This is a genomic window from Paenibacillus sp. FSL M7-0134 (genome assembly GCF_038007865.1).
Lineage (GTDB): Bacteria > Bacillota > Bacilli > Paenibacillales > Paenibacillaceae > Paenibacillus > Paenibacillus polymyxa_B.
On sequence record NZ_JBBOXV010000001.1, the window covers coordinates 765,260 to 784,725 of the forward strand.

General features: G+C 47.5%; 17 protein-coding genes. 4 read left to right on the forward strand and 13 right to left on the reverse strand.

Features of this window, described 5'->3' with window-relative positions:
* Window positions 1-59: 59 nt before the first annotated feature.
* The 6 genes from NSQ58_RS03295 to kduI all read right to left on the reverse strand — a co-directional run bounded on the left by NSQ58_RS03295 (window position 60) and on the right by kduI (window position 6,511).
* Entirely contained in the window at window positions 60-1,421 is a 1,362-nt protein-coding gene (locus NSQ58_RS03295; protein ID WP_341056893.1) for an MFS transporter, read from the reverse strand.
* 92 nt (window positions 1,422-1,513) lie between these two features.
* Window positions 1,514-2,665, reverse strand: coding sequence for a winged helix-turn-helix domain-containing protein (locus NSQ58_RS03300; protein WP_075154900.1), 1,152 nt, complete (start codon window positions 2,663-2,665; stop codon window positions 1,514-1,516).
* Window positions 2,646-3,884: a CynX/NimT family MFS transporter gene (locus NSQ58_RS03305; protein ID WP_023990863.1), complete on the reverse strand. Its 1,239-nt coding sequence runs from the start codon at window positions 3,882-3,884 to the stop codon at window positions 2,646-2,648. Before NSQ58_RS03305 ends, NSQ58_RS03300 begins: the two co-directional genes overlap by 20 nt.
* A 247-nt stretch (window positions 3,885-4,131) precedes the next feature.
* Window positions 4,132-4,908, reverse strand: coding sequence for a 2-dehydro-3-deoxy-D-gluconate 5-dehydrogenase KduD (kduD, locus tag NSQ58_RS03310; RefSeq protein ID WP_023990864.1), 777 nt, complete (start codon window positions 4,906-4,908; stop codon window positions 4,132-4,134).
* A gap of 49 nt (window positions 4,909-4,957) precedes the next feature.
* Complete coding sequence (locus tag NSQ58_RS03315; RefSeq protein ID WP_023990865.1) at window positions 4,958-5,602, reverse strand: bifunctional 2-keto-4-hydroxyglutarate aldolase/2-keto-3-deoxy-6-phosphogluconate aldolase; 645 nt, start codon at window positions 5,600-5,602, stop codon at window positions 4,958-4,960.
* 78 nt (window positions 5,603-5,680) lie between these two features.
* Window positions 5,681-6,511, reverse strand: coding sequence for a 5-dehydro-4-deoxy-D-glucuronate isomerase (gene kduI / locus NSQ58_RS03320; protein WP_023990866.1), 831 nt, complete (start codon window positions 6,509-6,511; stop codon window positions 5,681-5,683).
* A 340-nt stretch (window positions 6,512-6,851) separates the two neighbouring features.
* Between kduI and NSQ58_RS03325 the strand changes: the two genes are divergently transcribed.
* Window positions 6,852-7,808 carry a sugar kinase gene (locus NSQ58_RS03325; RefSeq protein WP_034095119.1) on the forward strand — a complete coding sequence of 319 codons (957 nt, stop codon included), beginning with the start codon at window positions 6,852-6,854 and terminating at the stop codon, window positions 7,806-7,808.
* A 180-nt stretch (window positions 7,809-7,988) separates the two neighbouring features.
* Here NSQ58_RS03325 and NSQ58_RS03330 read toward each other — a convergent pair whose 3' ends face one another.
* On the reverse strand, window positions 7,989-9,002 hold the full coding sequence (locus NSQ58_RS03330; RefSeq protein WP_023990869.1) for a LacI family DNA-binding transcriptional regulator: 1,014 nt from the start codon (window positions 9,000-9,002) through the stop codon (window positions 7,989-7,991).
* A gap of 224 nt (window positions 9,003-9,226) precedes the next feature.
* Entirely contained in the window at window positions 9,227-10,636 is a 1,410-nt protein-coding gene (locus NSQ58_RS03335) for an MATE family efflux transporter (RefSeq protein ID WP_053326348.1), read from the reverse strand.
* 357 nt (window positions 10,637-10,993) lie between these two features.
* Between NSQ58_RS03335 and NSQ58_RS03340 the strand changes: the two genes are divergently transcribed.
* The 3 genes from NSQ58_RS03340 (at window position 10,994) to NSQ58_RS03350 (ending at window position 14,493) form a co-directional block, all read left to right on the forward strand.
* Window positions 10,994-12,001, forward strand: coding sequence for an acrylyl-CoA reductase family protein (locus NSQ58_RS03340; RefSeq protein ID WP_341056897.1), 1,008 nt, complete (start codon window positions 10,994-10,996; stop codon window positions 11,999-12,001).
* A 286-nt stretch (window positions 12,002-12,287) separates the two neighbouring features.
* Entirely contained in the window at window positions 12,288-12,848 is a 561-nt protein-coding gene (locus NSQ58_RS03345) for an RNA polymerase sigma factor (RefSeq protein ID WP_341056898.1), read from the forward strand.
* Window positions 12,808-14,493, forward strand: a complete 1,686-nt coding sequence (locus NSQ58_RS03350) for a DUF4179 domain-containing protein (RefSeq protein ID WP_341056900.1) — start codon at window positions 12,808-12,810, stop codon at window positions 14,491-14,493. Before NSQ58_RS03345 ends, NSQ58_RS03350 begins: the two co-directional genes overlap by 41 nt.
* A gap of 108 nt (window positions 14,494-14,601) precedes the next feature.
* On the opposite strand, the gene NSQ58_RS03355 is transcribed toward NSQ58_RS03350, so the two are convergent.
* From NSQ58_RS03355 to NSQ58_RS03375, 5 genes are all read right to left on the reverse strand, one after another.
* Window positions 14,602-15,426, reverse strand: a complete 825-nt coding sequence (locus NSQ58_RS03355) for a carbohydrate ABC transporter permease (RefSeq protein ID WP_341056901.1) — start codon at window positions 15,424-15,426, stop codon at window positions 14,602-14,604.
* Entirely contained in the window at window positions 15,426-16,292 is an 867-nt protein-coding gene (locus NSQ58_RS03360; protein WP_053326352.1) for a carbohydrate ABC transporter permease, read from the reverse strand. Before NSQ58_RS03360 ends, NSQ58_RS03355 begins: the two co-directional genes overlap by 1 nt.
* A 16-nt stretch (window positions 16,293-16,308) precedes the next feature.
* Window positions 16,309-17,541, reverse strand: coding sequence for an ABC transporter substrate-binding protein (locus NSQ58_RS03365; protein WP_023990876.1), 1,233 nt, complete (start codon window positions 17,539-17,541; stop codon window positions 16,309-16,311).
* A gap of 154 nt (window positions 17,542-17,695) precedes the next feature.
* Window positions 17,696-18,496 carry an ABC transporter permease gene (locus tag NSQ58_RS03370; protein WP_341056902.1) on the reverse strand — a complete coding sequence of 267 codons (801 nt, stop codon included), beginning with the start codon at window positions 18,494-18,496 and terminating at the stop codon, window positions 17,696-17,698.
* On the reverse strand, window positions 18,493-19,221 hold the full coding sequence (locus tag NSQ58_RS03375; RefSeq protein ID WP_023990878.1) for an ABC transporter ATP-binding protein: 729 nt from the start codon (window positions 19,219-19,221) through the stop codon (window positions 18,493-18,495). Before NSQ58_RS03375 ends, NSQ58_RS03370 begins: the two co-directional genes overlap by 4 nt.
* Window positions 19,222-19,466: the final 245 nt, after the last annotated feature.

The window sequence follows — 19,466 nt, forward strand, 5'->3', positions numbered from 1 at the left end:
CTCTCCCATGCTAAAAATATAAATGACGAAAATCAAAGCAAATTATTGCGCAAGATCTACTACGCAAGGTCTGCATTTTGCTCCGTAGTCAGGCTAGAATCGGCGAGGGACTCGCGCCAAATTACAGATTGAAGCAGCAGTCCCGTCAAACCCAGGATTCCAACAGTCATTCCGATCCAGACAAAAGCCGTGCCCGCCCCTGCTATTCGGATTAATACTCCTCCGGCAAGCGGTGAAACGACCATGATTGCTCCAATCACGGTACTTTGGATACCAAAGACGCGTCCTACCATATCAGCAGGGGTTTTGGCTTGTAATATATAGTTCTGGGTGATAATGTACAGGCCGTTGCCCACGCCCAGCACAGCCCCGATCATAAGCAGTACAGGCAATCCAGTTCCAGGTTGCGCCCAGCCTAAAGCAGCAATAGCTCCGCCAATCAGCACATATCCACCACCGAGCCCCCAGCCTGCGCTTATGCGATTCAAGCGATTAAGCACAAGCATGCAGCCGACGGCGCCAGCCCCAATGGCTGAAACCAGCCAGCCAAGCAGCGATTCATTACCCGGAGCGAGCACTCGCAGCAATGTAGGGAACTGGTAGTCGATCATGAGAATGGCGATTAAGCCGAAAAGTCCGAATATGAGCGTATGCAAAAGCATTCGACTGCGCCATAAGAACGCCCAGCCCTCACGCCATTGGTTGAAAAAACGAGATGCGCGGACATGCTCCTCCCGCATTTTAGCTTCATCAGCCTCAGGCGCTGTATGCGCAGCCGACTTTCCTTGCTGCTCGGCTGCAACAGCTTGTTGGTCTGCGCTGACCAGCGCCGGACCGATTCCGCGCAGCGGCCACAGCAGCAGGCCAGAACAGAGACGCAGCAATGCATTGAGAATAATGCATGCCTGGGGGGACAACACAGTCAAGGTCATAGCACCCAGTAATGGCCCTGCCACTTTGGAGGCCTGATTGACCAACCCATTCAGCGAGGTTGCCCGAAATAGGTCGTCGCTGGTGACTACCGTGCGGGTCAAGCCTTGCTGTGAAGGCATTTGGAATACGCCAGCCGCCGCGCGCAGACCAAGCAAAGGCAGCAGCCACGCCGGGCCCGGGACGGCGAGGATGGCCAGCGTCAATAAGGCAATAGCTGCATCGCAGACGATCATCAGCCTGGCCTTGTGTACCCGGTCGGCTAACGTGCCCGCGATGGAACCCAGCAGCAGACCCGGTAGGGCCATCACTACCGGAATCAGTGCAATCATCATAGGGTCGGCTTCCCAGCGATAGGCAACAAGCACCTGAATGGCGATAGCATCAAACCAATCGCCAAAGGAAGCAGCCGTGTGCGCTGCAAACATCCGCCGAAAACGGCCATTGCGCCAAATGCTAGGCGTGGATTGCAGTTCTTTCTTTTCCTTCATTATCTACTCACCCTGCTCTCATTTTCAGCTTCTTTAGCAATAAGAACATTCTAGCGGGTCTATATCAGAGGAAAATCAGACAGCTAAAAACATCAGACGACAGAAAGTGTTTGTTCCAACCAGCGCCTTAGCGCTGGACGATGCAGTGTTAAACTGTTATCCCGGTCAAGCCGATCATATTGAGCCGCATATTTCTCTTCCAGCATGGGATAGGAGCCGCAAAGCTTCAAAAAACTGCGGATTTGGCAGATCGCTTTGATTTTTAGCAATTCCTGTTTAGCCATATCAAGGGTGCCCAGCCCTTCATCCATGAGCCGCTCGGCGTTGCCCACATCTCCAGTACGTAAAAGCATAAGTCCGCGCATCATGCGATAACGGCCCAGTTCGCGCAAATACGGAGCCTCCGACAGCATGCCTTCCAGACGATCAGACAGTTCCGCAGCCTTTTCCATATGATTGGAAGCCAGATGCATGTACATCTCCATCAGTGCAACAGGCATCACAAATTTATCGAGATCATCCCGCTCCATGACCATCAAGGTAAGTGGTAGACCTTCCTGTGCGCGTTCAGGTTTTCCATTTTCCACATAAGCCTCCAGGATGTTGAGAATGCGTAATTCCCGTTCCTGATCACTGGACAGCAGCCTGCTGGAAAGCGCACACTCACATAGAGCAAGCCCCTCATCCGTCACCCCTGCTGTGCACATATATAGCAGCAGCATCCAATACAGTCGGTCTGCGCGTGTAAAGTCCTCCCGCTCCAAGAACCAGGACACATCCGCCTGTACAAAACGGGTATACATTTGATAAAAGACAGACAATTCAAAACCCATCTGCTCCTGCTGGGCAGCCAACGCTACGATGGAGTTCCCCTGCCCCAACAGCTGGTATTTCCGGAATAGTCCATGTACGGCGTCCTGCACCTCCTGATCGTGCAAGGACGGATGATTCTGTGGCTGCACGTCAGTCAAGGTCAAGCTGTAGCCATACCCTCTGACCGTATGAATACGGAGCACATCCCATGATTTAAGTTTTTTGCGCAATCTGTAGATATGATCATCCACCGTACGCTCCACCGGATACTCCAGCGGCCACACACGATCCAGCAGTTGTTCCCGGGTGAACACCTGATTCCGGTTATCGTACAGAAAGCGCAACAGCGCAAACTCTTTAGCCAACAACATAACACGACCTGCACTACAGATCACACTGTAACCGTCTGCATCAAATTGCAGTCTGATCATCCACCTCGCCTCCGACATATCGTTTCTTGGCTGCACCTAGCCCTATAAACATAAGCAGAACACTCAGGCACAAGAGCAGCAGCAGCGGAATTGTCCAGCCTTGTGTCGCATCATGCAAATAACCGAACAGTGTCGGCCCGGTCGCTGCTAGCAAATAACCAAAGGATTGCGCCATACCAGACAGCTCTGCTGCCTGCTGTGGTGTCCGCGTCCGCAAATTAAAGAACATCATCACTAACGGGAAAGCAAAACCACCCGCTATACCGATACAAATGACCCAAATCACACTCCACTGTGTAGCTCCAAGCAGAAATCCACCCAGACCGATAAAATACAGCACAGCCATAATCAGAACCAATACCCGCTGATCCTTCACCCGTGCCGCCCAAATAGGCACAATAAAGGTAAATGGCATTTGCGAAAACTGCAGCACAGACAGCATCCATCCCGCAGTCTCTGAATCCATTCCCTGTCCGCTCATCATTTCTGGAAACCAGGCGGCAGGAACATAGAACAGAGCAGATTGCAGCCCCATAAACAGCGTCACCTTCCAAGCCAAAGACGATGTATATACATTCACGGTTCGGGCAGACACTGCCGCTTTATTGGCTGTTTTGCGTGCCTTAAGGAGCTGGGGCACCCAGAGTAAAATACCTACGACACCCACAATCCCCCATATTCCCAAAGCACCTCGCCAGCCCATACCTCCATTTATAGCCAGCGGTATACTCAAGCCAGATGCGGTTGCTGCGACCACATTCATGGATACTGAGTATACGCCGGTCATCAGTCCGCTGTTGCGAGGAAACTCCTCTTTGATCAGACTGGGCAGCAACACATTACACACGGCAATAGCCAGTCCCAGCATGGCGGTCCCGACAAATAATGCGGTCACCCCCAGCGTTGAGCGCACCACAATACCTGCGGTCAACAGCAGCAAGGCTGCAAAAATAATAAGAGACGACCCGAAGCGGCGCGACAGTTTGGCTACAAAAGGCGACAACAGGGCAAAAGCCAGCAGCGGCAATGTCGTTAATAGGCCACTCAGTGTATTCGAAATATGCAAAGAATCCTTAATCAAACCGATAAGAGGTCCTACCGAGGTAATCGAGGCGCGCAGATTGGCACCTACCAGAATGATCCCTACGGCAAGCACCCAAGGACCGGCATGCCACAAAGATTTGTATACCAAAGCTCGTTGGTGTTGCTGTGAACTCATCTCTCCATTCTCCAATCCATCTGTATTATGCTCAAAGGCTCCAACCAAGTGTACGGCTGGAGCCTAGCAATTTTTATCTCATTAAATTATAAAGGCATTCGTGCCATATGCATAGGACGGATCGACACAGCGCCCCAAGTCTTCAAGTTCACCATATAGCTTCATTGAAAAAATAAAAGCTGCCTGAAAGGATAGTTTCCTTTGGAGGCAGCTTTCAGTTCATAAACTTCGATGCGACCAGCGCTGCTTAACGTACCAACCAGCCGCCGTCCACCGCCAAGATATGACCGTTCATGTAGTCGGAACCCTGACTGGCGAGGAAAACCACAACTCCCATCAAATCAGACGGATCGCCCCAACGACCCGCAGGAATACGCGACAAGATTTCTTGATTGCGACTTTCATCCGCACGGATTGGAGCTGTATTTGCCGTAGCAATATAACCCGGCGCAATCGCATTAATCTGAACGTTATGAACTGCCAGCTCGTTCGCAAATGCCTTGGTCAAACCAGCTACCGCATGCTTGCTCGCTGTATACGGCGGAACGAATTTGCCACCCTGAAAAGCAAGCATAGAAGCGACATTGATAATCTTCCCGCTTTTTTGCTCTACCATCACCTTTGCCACTCCCTGGCTCAGATGATATACGGCATTCAGGTTGATCTCCATAACAGCGTCCCAATCCTCATCTTTATACTCGAGCAGAGGGGCGCGACGAATCGTACCTGCATTGTTTACAAGGATATCAATTTTACCGAATTCATTGACGCATTCTTCTACAATTTTTTTAATGGATTCTTTTTGCGTCAGATCCGCCTCATGAAAGACAACCTTCACACCTGTAGGTTCGAGCAGACGTCTTGTTTCTTCATAATCATCATTGTTAGCTACAATGAACAGGTCTGCACCCGCTTTGGCCAAAGCTACGGAATACCCTTGACCCAAACCACTGTTGCCTCCTGTTACAATCGCCGTTTTACCTTTTAGACTGAAAAAATCCAATGAAAAATTGTCCAGACCCATGTCTACGCCTCCATCACAAATTAGTATAAAAACCTATATTTCCTGAAGCCTACAGCGCTGCGCGTACTTCCTTATATTTAGCTACATAACGTGCTGCATTTTCTGTGATCAAGTCGTAGCGACCTTCCTTGGCTGGAGCCGTCAAATTACCCCCAATTCCCACGGCTACACATCCATTACGCAGCCAGGTTTCCATATTGTCCAGATCAACGCCACCGGTTGGCATAATCTGTACATGAGGCATTGGACCTCTGACGGCCTTAACAAAGTCCGCTCCCATTGCACTTCCTGGGAACAACTTCACGACATCGCTACCCAATTTCATGGCTTCCTTAATCTCATTCAGCGTCATACAGCCGGGCATATAAGGAATCGCGTACAAATTGCATAGCTTCGCTGTTTCTTCTTCAAAAGAAGGACTCACAACAAATTCTGCTCCGGCCAGAATAGCAATTCTCGCCGTCAGTGACTCCAATACTGTTCCTGCACCAATCACTGCCTGATCTTTAAATTCGTCTCTCAATCTTCGAATGACCTGATCCGCATCCGGCGTCGTAAATGTAAGCTCAATATTATCCAAGCCGCCTTCAATGCAGGCTTTAGACATGAGATATGCTTCCTCCGCCGTGTTTCCCCGAATGACTGCGACGACACCTACTGAAGTGATATGTTCCAAAACTTTCTTTTTCGTCATGTTCCTGATCCTTTCCACGAATGGGATGACCATGTACCTCAGCCGCTTGCAGGTCTACGCTCCAATACACTGATCGGATTAACGCAACTCGCTCATGGCAACCTGATCCATGTCTTTGTATGTTTTATTTTCACCGGCCATGCCCCAAATGAAGGTATAGCTGCCCGTAGCCGCACCGCAGTGGATAGACCAAGGTGGAGAAATAACGGCTTCATCATTCTTCATCACCAGATGGCGCGTTTCGTTCGGTTCACCCATCAGGTGGAACATTCTCGCATTCTCATCCAGTTCAAAGTAGAAATACACTTCCATACGACGGTCATGAACATGTGTCGGCATGGAGTTCCACACACTGCCGTTCTCCAACGTCGTCATCCCCATAACCAATTGGCAACTTTGAATGCCTTCATCATGGATAAAGCGACGCAACGTACGGTTGTTGGCTGTTTCCTGCGAACCCAGACTTTCAGACGGTACATCGGCAAAAGACTGCTTTGTCGTCGGATACGTGGTATGAGCCAAAGCTGAAACGATATAAAATTTCGCAGGCTTTTCACTGGAATCGCTTTCAAAGATCAACTCCTTGCCACCTTTACCTACGTAGAGACAGTCTTTTGTGGCCAGCTCGTAAGTTTCACCGTCCACCTTGACCGTACCGCTGCCCCCGACATTAAAAATACCCAGTTCGCGGCGCTCCAGGAAAGTTTCCGCTTTGATTTGATCGTTACCTTCCAGTGCAACAGATTTATTCACGGGATAAATGCCCCCGATAATGACACGATCTTCATGCGTATAGACCAGCTTTACCTCCTCAGGTACAAACAGTTCCTGGATCAGATAGTGCTGACGCAACTCTTCAGTCGTAAAATGCTTGGCATGTTCGGGATGAGTTGAATAACGCATTTCCATAAAAACATTCCTCCTGTTTAGATAAACTTTTTTATCAACGGAATTGTTATAAAAGCGGTTTCTAACTCTACTTCTTAGCTAGAATTGTAATAATTATCTAAGAGGGTGTCAACCCAAAACTTCACTATTCCTAGAAAAACCCTTAATACACACGAAGTTTTACACGATTTTCACCTTTTGATAAACAGAATCGAATTTTTTTATCTATATTACCCAAAAAGTTTTTAGCAAATATATCAACTTCATCATTGTGAAAAACCGATTTATGTGATAATTTCAATTTATTCAGTTGGTGCATGCGCTTACAGATTAAGTTTACTAAACATAAGGAGGAATACAAATGACCGCAACATTGGATGCTGTTACCTTCGGAGAACCGATGGCCATGTTTTATGCCAATGAAGCAGGCTCTCTGGATGAGGTGCGTTCATTCACCAAAGCGTTGGCCGGGGCAGAGACGAATGTTTCAGCCGGTTTGGCGCGTTTGGGTCTACGGGCGGGACTCGTGACCAAACTCGGCGAGGATACGTTCGGCAAGTTCATTGCTAGTGCGCTACGTCAAGAAGGGATCGACACCCAGAACGTCATGTTTACCAAAGACCACTCTACTGGCATGCTGATTAAATCCAAAGTTACAAGTGGGGACCCAGAGGTGGAATACTTTCGCAAACATTCCGCCGCCTCCACACTAAGCATCGCTGATTTTAACGAGGCTTACTTTTCCGGAGCTCGCCATCTGCATTTTACAGGTATTTCTGTCGCCCTCTCCCCTGAGTGCCGTGATTTCGCACGACATGCGCGGCAATTTATGAAAAAGGCTGGCAAAACCGTATCCTTTGATCCGAACCTCAGACCCAAGTTATGGCCTGACACGCAAACGATGGTGGAGGCGATTAACGAAGCATCTGAGGGGTGCGACTGGCTTCTACCCGGCATTCATGAAGGTAAAATATTGACAGGCTACACCTCACCGGAGGATATCGCTTCCTTCTATCTTGACCGAGGTACCTCGCTGGTCATCATCAAGCTGGGAACCGAAGGTGCATATTACAAATCCGCAGATGCTGAGGGATACGTCAAACGCTTCCGTGTAGAGCATGTCGTTGATACCGTAGGCGCGGGTGACGGATTTGCCGCAGGCGTTATCAGTGCGCTACTGGAGGGCTTGCCCCTGGCAGAGGCAGTCAAACGCGGTAATGCCCTTGGCGCACTGGCTGTCATGTCAGCTGGAGATATGGACGGCTATCCGACACGAGCCGAGCTGGAATCCTTTTTGCTCAGCGCTAGCACGAATTAATCCGGTTTCATTCCCCGCATAGCCTTCACCGCTATTAGCGCAAGCTCAACAAGGCCGAAAGAAGTCGGCCTTAACTTTTAATAGCCCGTATTCGCGTTTGTACGATCTGAGCAGCATACGCATACTCAGATCGTACAAAGGAATACGGGCTATTTTTATAATACATGACACATTGCTCGTCTACAGCGTTTTGACGGATTCTCCCCGATTAATATCCGGTACAAATCGGTAGATAATCGGAACCGATTCGCCGCCCTCCTCAATGCTGGACAGCAGCGTCTTTGCCGCTTGCTTCCCCATATCCGCAATCGGTTGTGTAATAGTCGTAATCGGCGGATTGTAAATATGGGCAAACTCCGCATCGTCAATCCCGATAATAGACAACTCCACCGGAATGCGTATACGACGGGCATTCACATATTTCAGCGCTTCTGCTAGCACAATATCATTCCCGGCCAACAGCGCAGTCGGCGGCTCTGGCAGCTGGAACAACTCCTTCAGTGTCTGCTGGATTTCTTCTCTCGGCACACTGCGCATATACTCTTCTCGAAATGGCAAGCCATGCTCCTCCAGCGCCTTTTTGTATCCGCTGAGCCGCTCCACCCGTGGAGTAATCCGATTCAAGCCAAGGGGCAAAGTAATCAGCGCAATTCGCTCATGTTTGTGAGCCACAAGTTCCTGAATCGCCAGCTTAATCGCCATTTCGTTATCCAGCAGCAGGCTGCGCGTATTCACCCCGTCTACCAAACGGTCCAAAAACACTAACGGATACTTTTCACGAATGAGCTGGTTGTAAATATCTGCATGCTTGCCTGTCGGGAAGATAATCAGGCCGTCCACCTGCCGAGCCTTGAGCATCTCAATATATTGGCCCTCCTTGTCCGGGTTTTCATCGGCGTTGCAAATGATCACCTGAATGCCAAAACGCTGCAATTCCTCCTCAATCGCACGGATAGACTGGATCGAAAGGGTATAGTCAATGTTGGCTACAATGACCCCGACCATAAACGTCCGGTTTTGCTTCAAGCTGCGGGCCAGCCCGTTAGGCTGATAGTTCAGCTCTTGAATAACCTCGGCAATCCGGTCTCTGGTCTGGTCGCTCATATATTTATATCGTTTGTTCAGAAATTGCGAGACAGTGCTTTTAGACACTCCTGCCTTCTGGGCAACATCTTCAATCGTCGGCTTCTTCATCGGTACACTCCTTGTCTTTCATGTACTGCGTTAGTGCAACAAAAGTATATCTTTTTTTTAGTAAATTTACCATACTTCTATTTATGAATGCCATTATGATATAAGTCGAACTTCAAAGTTGCCTATCGTGCCACCGTGTAGAAGTATGGTTCTCCAGCAGCAAAAAGAGGCAGTTCAAGATGTTCTCTTGAACTGCCTCCACGTAACCATAAATACTGCTCGGATCAGTGTGCAGGAACGGGCGTTGCAGACTGATCTGGTGTATCGTGCTCGACCAGCGCATGCTTTTCCCATAACCGGCTTTTCCAGCGGGCATACATGATGACAGCACGAGTCCATTCATCAGCAGCAATCGCCAGCCACACACCAGCGAGCCCCATGTCCAGCTTGAACACAAGCAGATAACCAAGCGGCAAGCTCATGCAGACCATGGAGATCAGACCCATAAAGACCGGGAACTTCGCATCTCCAGCAGCACGCAACGAGTTAATAATGACGATATTCGTTGTCCGGCCAGTTTCTAGCAGAATGCTAAGTAAAATGACCTGTGCTCCCAAACGAATAATTTCAGGGTTTTCCGTGAACAAACCAAGCAAGGGAACACGGAAAAAGATGACCACCGCATCAATAATCACGGTCACGAGCAACGCCCATTTCACACTGGTCAGTACACGTTTATAGGCAGTATCCTTCTGTTTGGCTCCCACGAGCCTTCCTACCACAATAGCCGTACCCATACCGACTGCCATACTGAACAAGTAAATATAGCTTGAAATATTATTCGCATATTGACGTGTCGCCATTGCTTCTGCGCCCAGATAAGTCACGTACAGTGTGAAGATGAGCTGACACGACTGATACATAATGGACTCCAGCGCGGATGGTACACCAATGCGCAATATTTTAGAGATGAACTTTTTGGACAGTTGGACGTAATATTTCCACTCGACACGAACCTCAGTGACCCGGTACATCAGCCAGAAGAAGATCAAGAGACAAATAAAGCGGCTACCTACTGTAGAAATAGCAGCACCCTCTACTCCAAGTGCAGGCATTCCCCAATGCCCAAAAATCAAAACATAGTTGCCGACCACGTGGATCACGTTCATAAAAACCGATACATACATCGTTTCTTTGGTAAAACCATGTGTACGAATGGTCGCCGCCAGCGCATTAATCAATGCTTGAAGAAAAATGGCACCCCCGACGATGCTCATATACGACTCCGCGTAAGCCAGAATCTCACCCTGGACATTCAGCCATTGCAACATGTGCGTACCAAATACAAGAAAAATTACGCTAAGTAAAAGACCTACCATCAAATTCAACGTAATGGCCGTACCTGTAACCTGGGCCGCTTCGACTAGTTTCTTAGAACCGATATATTGAGCTACGACGATAGCAGCGCCGTTGCCGATAACCTCCAGTACAAGGATGGCAATTGAAATAATTTGATTGGACGCGCCCACACCCGACACTGCATTATCAGATACAGAACTGATCATGAACGTGTCGACGCTCCCCATTAGCATAAACAGAAACAATTCAAGGAAAATAGGCCATGTTAAACGGAACAAATTCAGTTCCTTAGCTTCGGACAATACCGAACCTTTTTTTAGTGCTCTGGTTGTCATTCATTCACCTTTCTTCATAGATTTATTTAACGATCAAAAGGTATGTTAGCACAGTCATTCTGAAAATACATCCCGTTTACGTAAAATGATTTGCAAAATGCGTAAGAATTCATTTATCACCCTCTTTATAATTGATTATCGAACTTTATTGAAACAGAATATTGAAAGAATATACCAGGAATCTGGTCTTTTCGACGTAATTATGAGCTAAAGAGTATAATAGAATACGAGCCTGTGAGCATTGCCGCTGACAGGTTGTGAAGATTGTTGTATGCTTCCTAAGCATAATTTGTGAATTAAAGATGGAATATATAGGACATTCATAGGGTTAAAAGGTAATAAAGGAGGCTTTTACAGATGACTCAATCATTTCAAGCTCTTGTCGTCGATCAGACGCAGGACGGTGAAGTTCAAGCAGAGGTACGTTCTCTGGAAGCTAGCAGTTTACCTGCTGGAGAAGTATTGATTCGTGTCGCTTATTCCAGCATCAATTATAAAGATGGGCTTGCTGCCCGCAAGGATGGCAATATTGTCAAAGCCTATCCGTTCGTACCAGGCATAGATTGCTCGGGGACCGTCGTCTCTTCGGAGGACAGCCGCTTTAGCGAAGGACAAGCGGTGCTCGTTACCGGATACGGGCTGGGTGTGTCTCAATTCGGGGGATTCAGCCAATATGCACGTGTGCCTGCGGACTGGGTGGTTCCACTTCCAGACGGACTCACGCCGAGAGAGGCGATGATATTCGGGACAGCTGGATTCACCGCAGCCCTGTCGTTATATCGGCTGGAGCAAAACGGCGTTACTCCGGAGCAGGGCAAGGTACTCGTCACCGGAGCGACGGGCGGCGTAGGCGGGGCAGCCATTGCCCTGCTGAACAAGAGAGGCTATCATGTCGTAGCCAGCAGTGGCAAGGCTGATGCTCACGATTACCTCAAGGCGCTCGGAGCAGCCGAGGTCATTTCCCGCGAGGAGGTCTACGACGGTGCGGAGAGCATCCGCCCGCTGAGCAAGCAGCTTTGGCAAGCGGCTGTTGATCCTGTAGGCGGAAAGCCGCTCGCTTCGCTGCTCAGCCAAATCGCCTACAATGGCTCTGTAGCCGTGAGCGGCCTGACGGCAGGCACCAAGCTGCCTACGACGGTGCTGCCGTTTATTTTGCGGGGCGTAAGTCTGCTGGGCATAGACTCTGTCTTCTGCCCATACGACACCCGCCTAGCGATCTGGAAGCGACTCGGCAGCGAATGGAAGCCGGAGCGGCTGGAGCAGCTCGTTGAGCGCGAAGTCGGATTGGCTGACCTGCCAAGCGCGCTCGAAGACATCCTTGCAGCCCGCTCGCAAGGAAGAACGCTAGTACGACTGGTTGACTAAGCAGAAGTATGTCCGCAAGCTAATCCGTAAACGCAGTTTCGCGTGAAGGAATGTTCATTCCGTAAGCTCTAGCTTCGGAAAATGTAAGAAGCCTGTAAATCTGCATTTTTTGAGATTTACAGGCTTCTTTTCGTTTATTGCTACTTCCTTATCCATAGATGAGCAAACAACATAGATACATCATGGTACATTTGAAGCAGACGGTTTACTTTTCGCAACCAAATGAACCTTTTGCGGACCTCAGTTGTTATATAGATAAACTGCACGAGAAAGGAGAGCACATTCATTGGAGAGTAATCGAGAGTTGTTTGATTTGTATCAACAAGATGTATACCGAACCTGCTACTACATGGTACATAATGCATCGGATGCAGAGGATTTAACACAGGAAGTGTTTATCATCCTGTTTCGCAGCAATCGTGAACAGATCGAACAACTAAAAGCCTGGATTATGAAAATTACGGTCAATCATTGTCTGAATTTCCTTAAACGCCAGAAAAGCCTGCATTTGAAGGTATCGGCTAATCCCTATCTATTTAGCAGGGCGGAAGGTAAGCCTGTAGACAGGCTGGTGGAAGAACGCGAATCGGCAGAGGAATGGGCCGTTTATATGAATCGTCTTCCAGCCAAAATCCGCGCTGTTCTGACACTCCGCTATATGCATGATTTCCCGCTGGCGGAAATATCAAAACTGCTGGAAATTCCGCTGGGAACCGTCAAATCGAGGACTCACAAAGGACTAAAGTTATTGGAGCAAATACTGCGGGATGCAGGGGTACAAATTCCCGAGATGGAAGGAGAGAACTATGAACAACATAGAAAAGGCATTGAAGCGCAAGTTAAATGATGATTCGGAGATGGCCTATCCTGACTTCGATGAGATGTGGAACCGGATGGAACAGACAGGGCATACTGCCCCTACGCTAACCGACACTTCCGATTCATTCACTCCGCACCGACACAGAAATTGGCGCAAAATAGCTATCGCCGCCTCTCTGAGTGCACTTCTCGTTGCCGTTCCCGTCTATGCCGCCATCCATTATAATTGGGGCGATCTGCTGCACGGAAGAAGCGGCATTCAGACGGCACTAAATCAAGACCTTGGACAGCCGCTGGAGCAATCCGTAACCAGAGACGGAGTGAAGCTGACGCTGCATACCGCTATTGTCGATGAGAACCGGACCGTGATTCTGTACAGCTTGGAGGTCGGAAAACGCGCAGACAACGAGTTTTGGAATGTCAAAGGCGTATCACTTAAAAGTGCTGCGGGGAAAAGCAGTGCGGGCGAGCATAGCTTTCAACAATGGGACGAGAAAAACCAACGTTATAACGGCTACTTTGAAAGCGATTGGACACCGCAGCAAGAAACAGAGAACGTGCGACTGACCGTAGATCATATTGAGCTCACCAGCGTTCAGGAACTGGATTTGCCACTCGATATCAAATCGCCTCAGATGCAGACGTTCAAGCTGGATCGTAACGGCTTACAAGATTTGAAGGTACAGGTATTCGAACAAGGGAAGGATAAGCTAATGCTGTCCTCGGCAATTACCTTCGATTCGTCCAAGCCGAAGGAATGGGACAATCCACAAATCATTGCCTACAAAGGTGGAGAACCTGTGCGGCCTCAGCCTGGAGGAGCTTTTGGTACACCCGGAGAGAATGGGGAATACACAGCCCAGCAGTATTTTACTAAAGCAGATATACCGGAAGGACAGACTACTTTCAAACTGCAATATGCGCAAACTGAGAAAAGTATAAATGAACCCATAAACCTTGATCTGCAGCTAAGCAAGAAGAAAATGGAAAGCGGAACGATTAAAAGCGTGCTGAACACCCCATTGGAGAACGGCAATCCGAATTTTACGCTAGAACAAATGATTGTCACACCTACACAAATCCGTGTCACGATCAGAAGCGAAAAAAAATTCGCCATGTTACCTTATCAAAAATACTTTCTTTCTGTGAACGGCACAACGCTGGAGGGTAGTCGTTGGTCTTCACCTGATCAGGAACACGATCTGAACACGATCCGTTTTGAACGACCGTCCAGTCTTGTGATTACCAAGGACACTCCTGTTACTTTTACAGGCAAATACAAGGTTACGACCCATTCGGATGACAAAACGCCACAGCGTTTAACTGATATTTCTGAGCAAAAGCAGACGCTAACGACGCAAATCGGTGGCTATCCTGTGAAGTGGACCTACTACAAACAGGGATCGGACTTATTCGTAGAAACCGAAAGCGAGGATGCTCACTTTGGAGGGATCAACCAGACGCATATTGGCCTGGGTAAAGAACGGATTATCGGCAAGCCAATCACAGCCAATTTCGCCGGAGACGGCAATAACAAGGCCGTGGATGTCTACAAGAACTTCAAAGGGAAGGAAGCTTCTATTTATATGTTCTACTATACAACGGACGACCCAGAAGCAGAGACAACCATACCCTTGCGGCCTCTGACAAGCAACAGCAAAGCATCTAAATAGCAATGTTATAAAAAGAGGGTCCTCTATACCTGTGTGAACCGTGGTATAGGGGACCCCTTTTTATTTTCCTAGTAAGGCACAGTCTGCCTGAGACGATTGACTCACGCCCTACTTCACAGAACCTTGCGTAACGCCATTGATAATCCATTTTTGTGCAATCAGATAGACAATAATCATCGGCAGCAAGGCCATCAGGTACGAAGCAAAAGCCAGATTAAAGTCGGTATTGAACTGCCCCTGGAACACATACTGAACGAGCGGCAGTGTATACTGCTCTGCATCGCTGATAATAATGAGCGGCAGCAGGAAGTCGTTATATGTGGACAGACAAGTGAGAATTCCCACCGTAGCACTAATCGGCGCCATCAGCAGGAATATAATGCGCCAAAAAGTACCCCATGTCGTCGCACCATCTACCGTGGCTGCCTCTTCCAATGCCACCGGAATGGAGCGAATATAACCGACATACACGAAGACATTAAACGCCAAACCATACACCGTATGCAGCATAATAAGACCCAACAGATTAGTCATATGAAGGCCCGAGGCCAGTTTTACAATCGGCAGCATGATGATCGGGAACGGTATAAACATGGCGCTCACAAAGTAAAAATATAATCCCTTAAAAAAGCGTCGCTGCATATTACGGGCAATCGCATAAGCGACCATCGAATTGGTTAGCAAAGTGAGTATGACCGTCGATGTCGTGACCATCACACTGTTCTGAAAAGCGCTGAAGAAGTTGGTCATTTCCACTGCACGACTAAAATTTTCCCAATGCAGCTCGGTCGGAAAGGCAAAGGCGGAATGCGCCATCTGCTCGGGATTTTTAAGGGCTATCGTCACCGTCATATAGAGGGGAAACAGAATAAATATTGTTCCCAACGCTACCAGAAGCAGCACAGGCCAGTTGGTACGTCTGCTTGTTTTCATCAGTTATCCATCTCCCTTCTCTGGAGGAATCGCAGCTGTAAGATGGAAATGATCGCGATCACAATAAAGTAAATAACAGAGTTAGCCGACTGATAAGCAAATTCTCCGCCTCTAAAGCCTCCGGTGTATATCAGGTGGGAAATCGACTGGGTGGCCCGTCCCGGCCCGCCATTCGTCAAAGCCACGATCTGATCGAACACCATCAGGGAATTTTTCATCGCCAATACCATATTGATCGTAAAAAATGGAGCAATTAACGGAAAGGTAATGCTCCAGAATTCGCGCCATTTACCCGCACCGTCCAAATTGGACGCCTCATACAGACTTGTCGGAATGGTTTGCAGCCCGGCCAGATAGAGAATCGTATTAAAGGCAATCCCCTGCCATACAGCTACGATGACAACCCCCACCCAAGCCAGTTGTTCGCTGCCCAAAATGTTCGTCGACAATGAGGTAATACCTAAATTTTGCCCCCAAATCGTAAACACGTTCGAGAACAAGTAGTTGAATATGTAACCCACGATTAGCACGCTCAAAATATTAGGCAGAAAATAAATACCGCGGAAAAAGTTACGAAACCGTATTTTAGCATTCAGCCCTAGCGCAATCAGCAAACTAAGGATATTAGTCGCAATGGTAACCACAATCGCAAATTTAAAAGTAAACCAGTAAGCGTTCCCCACATTGTCGTCCTGAAACAAATTAATATAGTTCTTAAACCCAACAAAGTGATACTGATGACCAAAGCCGTTCCAGTTCGTTAGCGAATAATAAAAGCCCTGCAAGGCAGGCAAGGTCAAAAATACAAAAAACAATAGCACCGCCGGCACCGTCATCCAGTAAAAAGTCGTCAGTCGCTTATTCATGTCTCCTCCTCCTCTCCTATCGGCGGTTAGCTACCTTATTCCACTCACTGTCTAGCTTGGCCAGATAAGCGTCGATGTCTCTGTTTTGCAGGAAGGCCTGCACAATAGAATTCAATTGGACCGCTTTGGGAATATAGTGATCGGCAAAATCAATGACGCGGCCCGATTTAAAATAAGGCAACAGCTCCGCCACACTCGGATCATCCTGCGTAACTCCCTTCACCGCCGAAAACAGCGTTTGCTCTGTAATGTATTGCTTGCTGTTCTCCGGCTTCAACAAGAAGGCAATGAACTCCTCGGCTTCCTTTTTATGCGGAGTGCTCTCCGATACGGCCAAGAGCGTATCTATACCGGACACCAGTTTGACCGCCTTTTCGTCATTCCCTGTCGGTAATGGGAAAAAACCAAGCTCCACTTTCGGGTTGGCTTTGCGAATTTCAGATATGGCCCACGAGCCCTGAATGTACATCAATCCCTGCCCGTTAGCGAAGGCACGATTACCGTCGGCATAGTTTTTGCCAAAATTATCACCATGTCCGTATTTCAATAGCTCCAGCTGCTTTTCAGCAACCTCGCGGTACTTGTCCTGAAAGGTGACCTGATTTTCACGCCGTTGCAGGAAAAAATCAATGCCCACCAGATTCGGGCCCAGCGCATTAAAGGGGAGGTTCGTTTGCCAATCATCTTTATATGTAAAATAGAACGGGATTTTCCCAGCAGCCTTGATCTTTTGCGCCGTTGCAATCAGCTCATCCCACGTTTTAGGCACCTGTAATCCCATTTCCTTAAAAAGCGTTTTGTTATACATCACACCATTCGCATTCGCAGCATAAGGAATTCCATACACGGGATCGACCCCGGTCACATCCTTAAGCATTTTGAGGTAAATCGGGTCAATCGTACGTGGCAATTCTGTATTCGCCAGATCCGTAAAAATACCGCTTTGTGCCAAAATGGAGTAGGTATCTGTGGCCCCAAGCCCCACAATGTCAGGTACATCGTTTTTGACAACCCGGGTCAATAACACGGTCTCTGCCTCCGGCGGGTTGACCTGTGTCACTTCAATACCGGGATGTTCCTGATTGAATTGAGAGATTAGCTTATCGAATGAACCCTTGGCCTCCGGCTTGTTTTGAAAAAATTCAATTTTCACCTTACCTGAAGCATCGCCCTTGTTGCATGCGCTTACAAAAACAGCCAACAAAAGGATCGCCGCCAGTGTAGACAGCTTTTTGACCCAACTCCACATGCTCATACCTCCTTTTCCCCTATGTCAATCTATGCGGGACTAGACAATTAATACCCGTCCCTTATGGAAAAGAAACGATAAAAGATCCAACTGACCCTCAAGCGGTCGATTGGATCTTTCTTTTACTTTTATGATGTTCAGGCTACGGATGCCCCTAATACAGATAATCATCAGTCACAAAACGGCGGTATGCACCCCAAGTAAAAAAGATAAGATATAGACTAACCACGGTGATAATCGCCCTATCCACAGACGAATTCCCGATTAAGGATCTATCTAATCCTGTATGCTGCATATATGGAATAATCATAAATGCGATCACATTGTATAGGTATGGGATATGAGAAACAAAAGAGACCAATTTTAAATACAATGAATCAAACAACAAAGAGCCCAGATTGTAAACCATACAAACACCGATAGCATACGTTACACTTTTGCTATACATAGCGATAAAACAATAAAAGGAGCTTATTGCTAATAATGAGGCAAGCGCCCAACCATAGTATTTAAGCATCTGCAGTCCTTGAGATCCGGACAACCCCGCATCACTTACATCATAGGAAAGAGTCCATACTTCAACGATCACCTGCGATGATACTGCAAATACAATGAGAAGAAACAAAATAGTAGCATTTAAAACCAGCAGTTTACTCCAGAAAATCTGCCCGCGGGTAAATCGGCGCATAAATAACAACCGCAGTTGCCCGCTTCGAAATTCCTCTGTGTATACAGCAGCAGCTAAAGCAGCCACAGCTATGTTGCATACTAAAAACAAATTCTCACGCAGACCAGTAACGACAAAGTTTAAGGATAATACCTCTACAGGAACCTTCATCGTGCGCAAAAAATATACTCCTGTCGAACAGGCTAGAATCGGTGTACATAATACCATGAGCCAGAACCACTTCCGTCTCCACAATCGCTCGAACTCGCTGTATATTAATGATTTCATAGTCCCATCAATCCCATAAAAGCATCCTCTAGCCGTTGGCCGTCCTCTACTAATTGATCAGTAGGTCCCTGCCAAACTAGCCTGCCCTCTTTGATAACAACGAGTTCATCACACATCTGTTGCAGTTCATCCAACAAATGACTGGAGATAAAAAAGGCATAATTCGCTGAATCACGTAGCTGAAGCACAATATCTTTCAGCTCCTGCATTCCCATAGGATCCAGCCCATTGGACGGTTCATCCAGCAATAAAAGCTCAGGAGTCCCCAGCATGGACTGCGCAATACCTAGCCTTTGCTTCATTCCCAGCGAATAGGTTTTCACCTTGTCATCTCCCCGTGTTTCCAGCCTCACCTTTGTAAGCAACTCTTCAATATGTGTCTCCCGATCTGAGGACGCAATCTCAAAGTGTAACCGTGACAAATTGCGCAAAACCTGCCTGCCTGTCATATAATCAAAAAAAACCGGAGATTCAATAATAGCCCCCACCTTGGACAGCGCCTTTTCCCGATCCGTCTGTACATCATATGAGGCTATCTTTACAGAACCGCTGGTTGGCTGCATTAATCCGGTCATGATTCGCATCATTGTAGTTTTACCAGCTCCATTAGGTCCGATGAATCCATATATCTTCCCTTTCTGAAGCTTAAAAGAAACACGGTCTAACAAGTGCCTTTTTCCCATTTTTTTCGTTACCTGACTGACCTCCAGTAAGGAGTCCGACATACTATTCCCTCCATCCATAACAAATCACAACATAGTTCCAACGCGTGCATTTGATATGTAAGATCATGATGGATAACACAAACTTCATTTAACAATGAATCATATTATTTATTCAATTTAAAAAGTATCATATGTTGCGAAATGCAAACAACTTTCTTTATATGTAAAATATAATAACAATAATATATGAATACCATTTATCTTAATTAATGGTCATTAATTTTTGTGATGATATCTTTGTCTTT

Coding starts and splice junctions, on each gene's coding strand:
- NSQ58_RS03295 (WP_341056893.1), bottom strand. CDS start 1,421: ATGAAGGAAAAGAAAGAACTGCAATCCACGCCTAGCATTTGGCGCAAT.
- NSQ58_RS03300 (WP_075154900.1), bottom strand. CDS start 2,665: ATGATCAGACTGCAATTTGATGCAGACGGTTACAGTGTGATCTGTAGT.
- NSQ58_RS03305 (WP_023990863.1), bottom strand. CDS start 3,884: ATGAGTTCACAGCAACACCAACGAGCTTTGGTATACAAATCTTTGTGG.
- kduD (WP_023990864.1), bottom strand. CDS start 4,908: ATGGGTCTGGACAATTTTTCATTGGATTTTTTCAGTCTAAAAGGTAAA.
- NSQ58_RS03315 (WP_023990865.1), bottom strand. CDS start 5,602: ATGACGAAAAAGAAAGTTTTGGAACATATCACTTCAGTAGGTGTCGTC.
- kduI (WP_023990866.1), bottom strand. CDS start 6,511: ATGGAAATGCGTTATTCAACTCATCCCGAACATGCCAAGCATTTTACG.
- NSQ58_RS03325 (WP_034095119.1), top strand. CDS start 6,852: ATGACCGCAACATTGGATGCTGTTACCTTCGGAGAACCGATGGCCATG.
- NSQ58_RS03330 (WP_023990869.1), bottom strand. CDS start 9,002: ATGAAGAAGCCGACGATTGAAGATGTTGCCCAGAAGGCAGGAGTGTCT.
- NSQ58_RS03335 (WP_053326348.1), bottom strand. CDS start 10,636: ATGACAACCAGAGCACTAAAAAAAGGTTCGGTATTGTCCGAAGCTAAG.
- NSQ58_RS03340 (WP_341056897.1), top strand. CDS start 10,994: ATGACTCAATCATTTCAAGCTCTTGTCGTCGATCAGACGCAGGACGGT.
- NSQ58_RS03350 (WP_341056900.1), top strand. CDS start 12,808: ATGAACAACATAGAAAAGGCATTGAAGCGCAAGTTAAATGATGATTCG.
- NSQ58_RS03355 (WP_341056901.1), bottom strand. CDS start 15,426: ATGAAAACAAGCAGACGTACCAACTGGCCTGTGCTGCTTCTGGTAGCG.
- NSQ58_RS03360 (WP_053326352.1), bottom strand. CDS start 16,292: ATGAATAAGCGACTGACGACTTTTTACTGGATGACGGTGCCGGCGGTG.
- NSQ58_RS03365 (WP_023990876.1), bottom strand. CDS start 17,541: ATGTGGAGTTGGGTCAAAAAGCTGTCTACACTGGCGGCGATCCTTTTG.
- NSQ58_RS03370 (WP_341056902.1), bottom strand. CDS start 18,496: ATGAAATCATTAATATACAGCGAGTTCGAGCGATTGTGGAGACGGAAG.
- NSQ58_RS03375 (WP_023990878.1), bottom strand. CDS start 19,221: ATGTCGGACTCCTTACTGGAGGTCAGTCAGGTAACGAAAAAAATGGGA.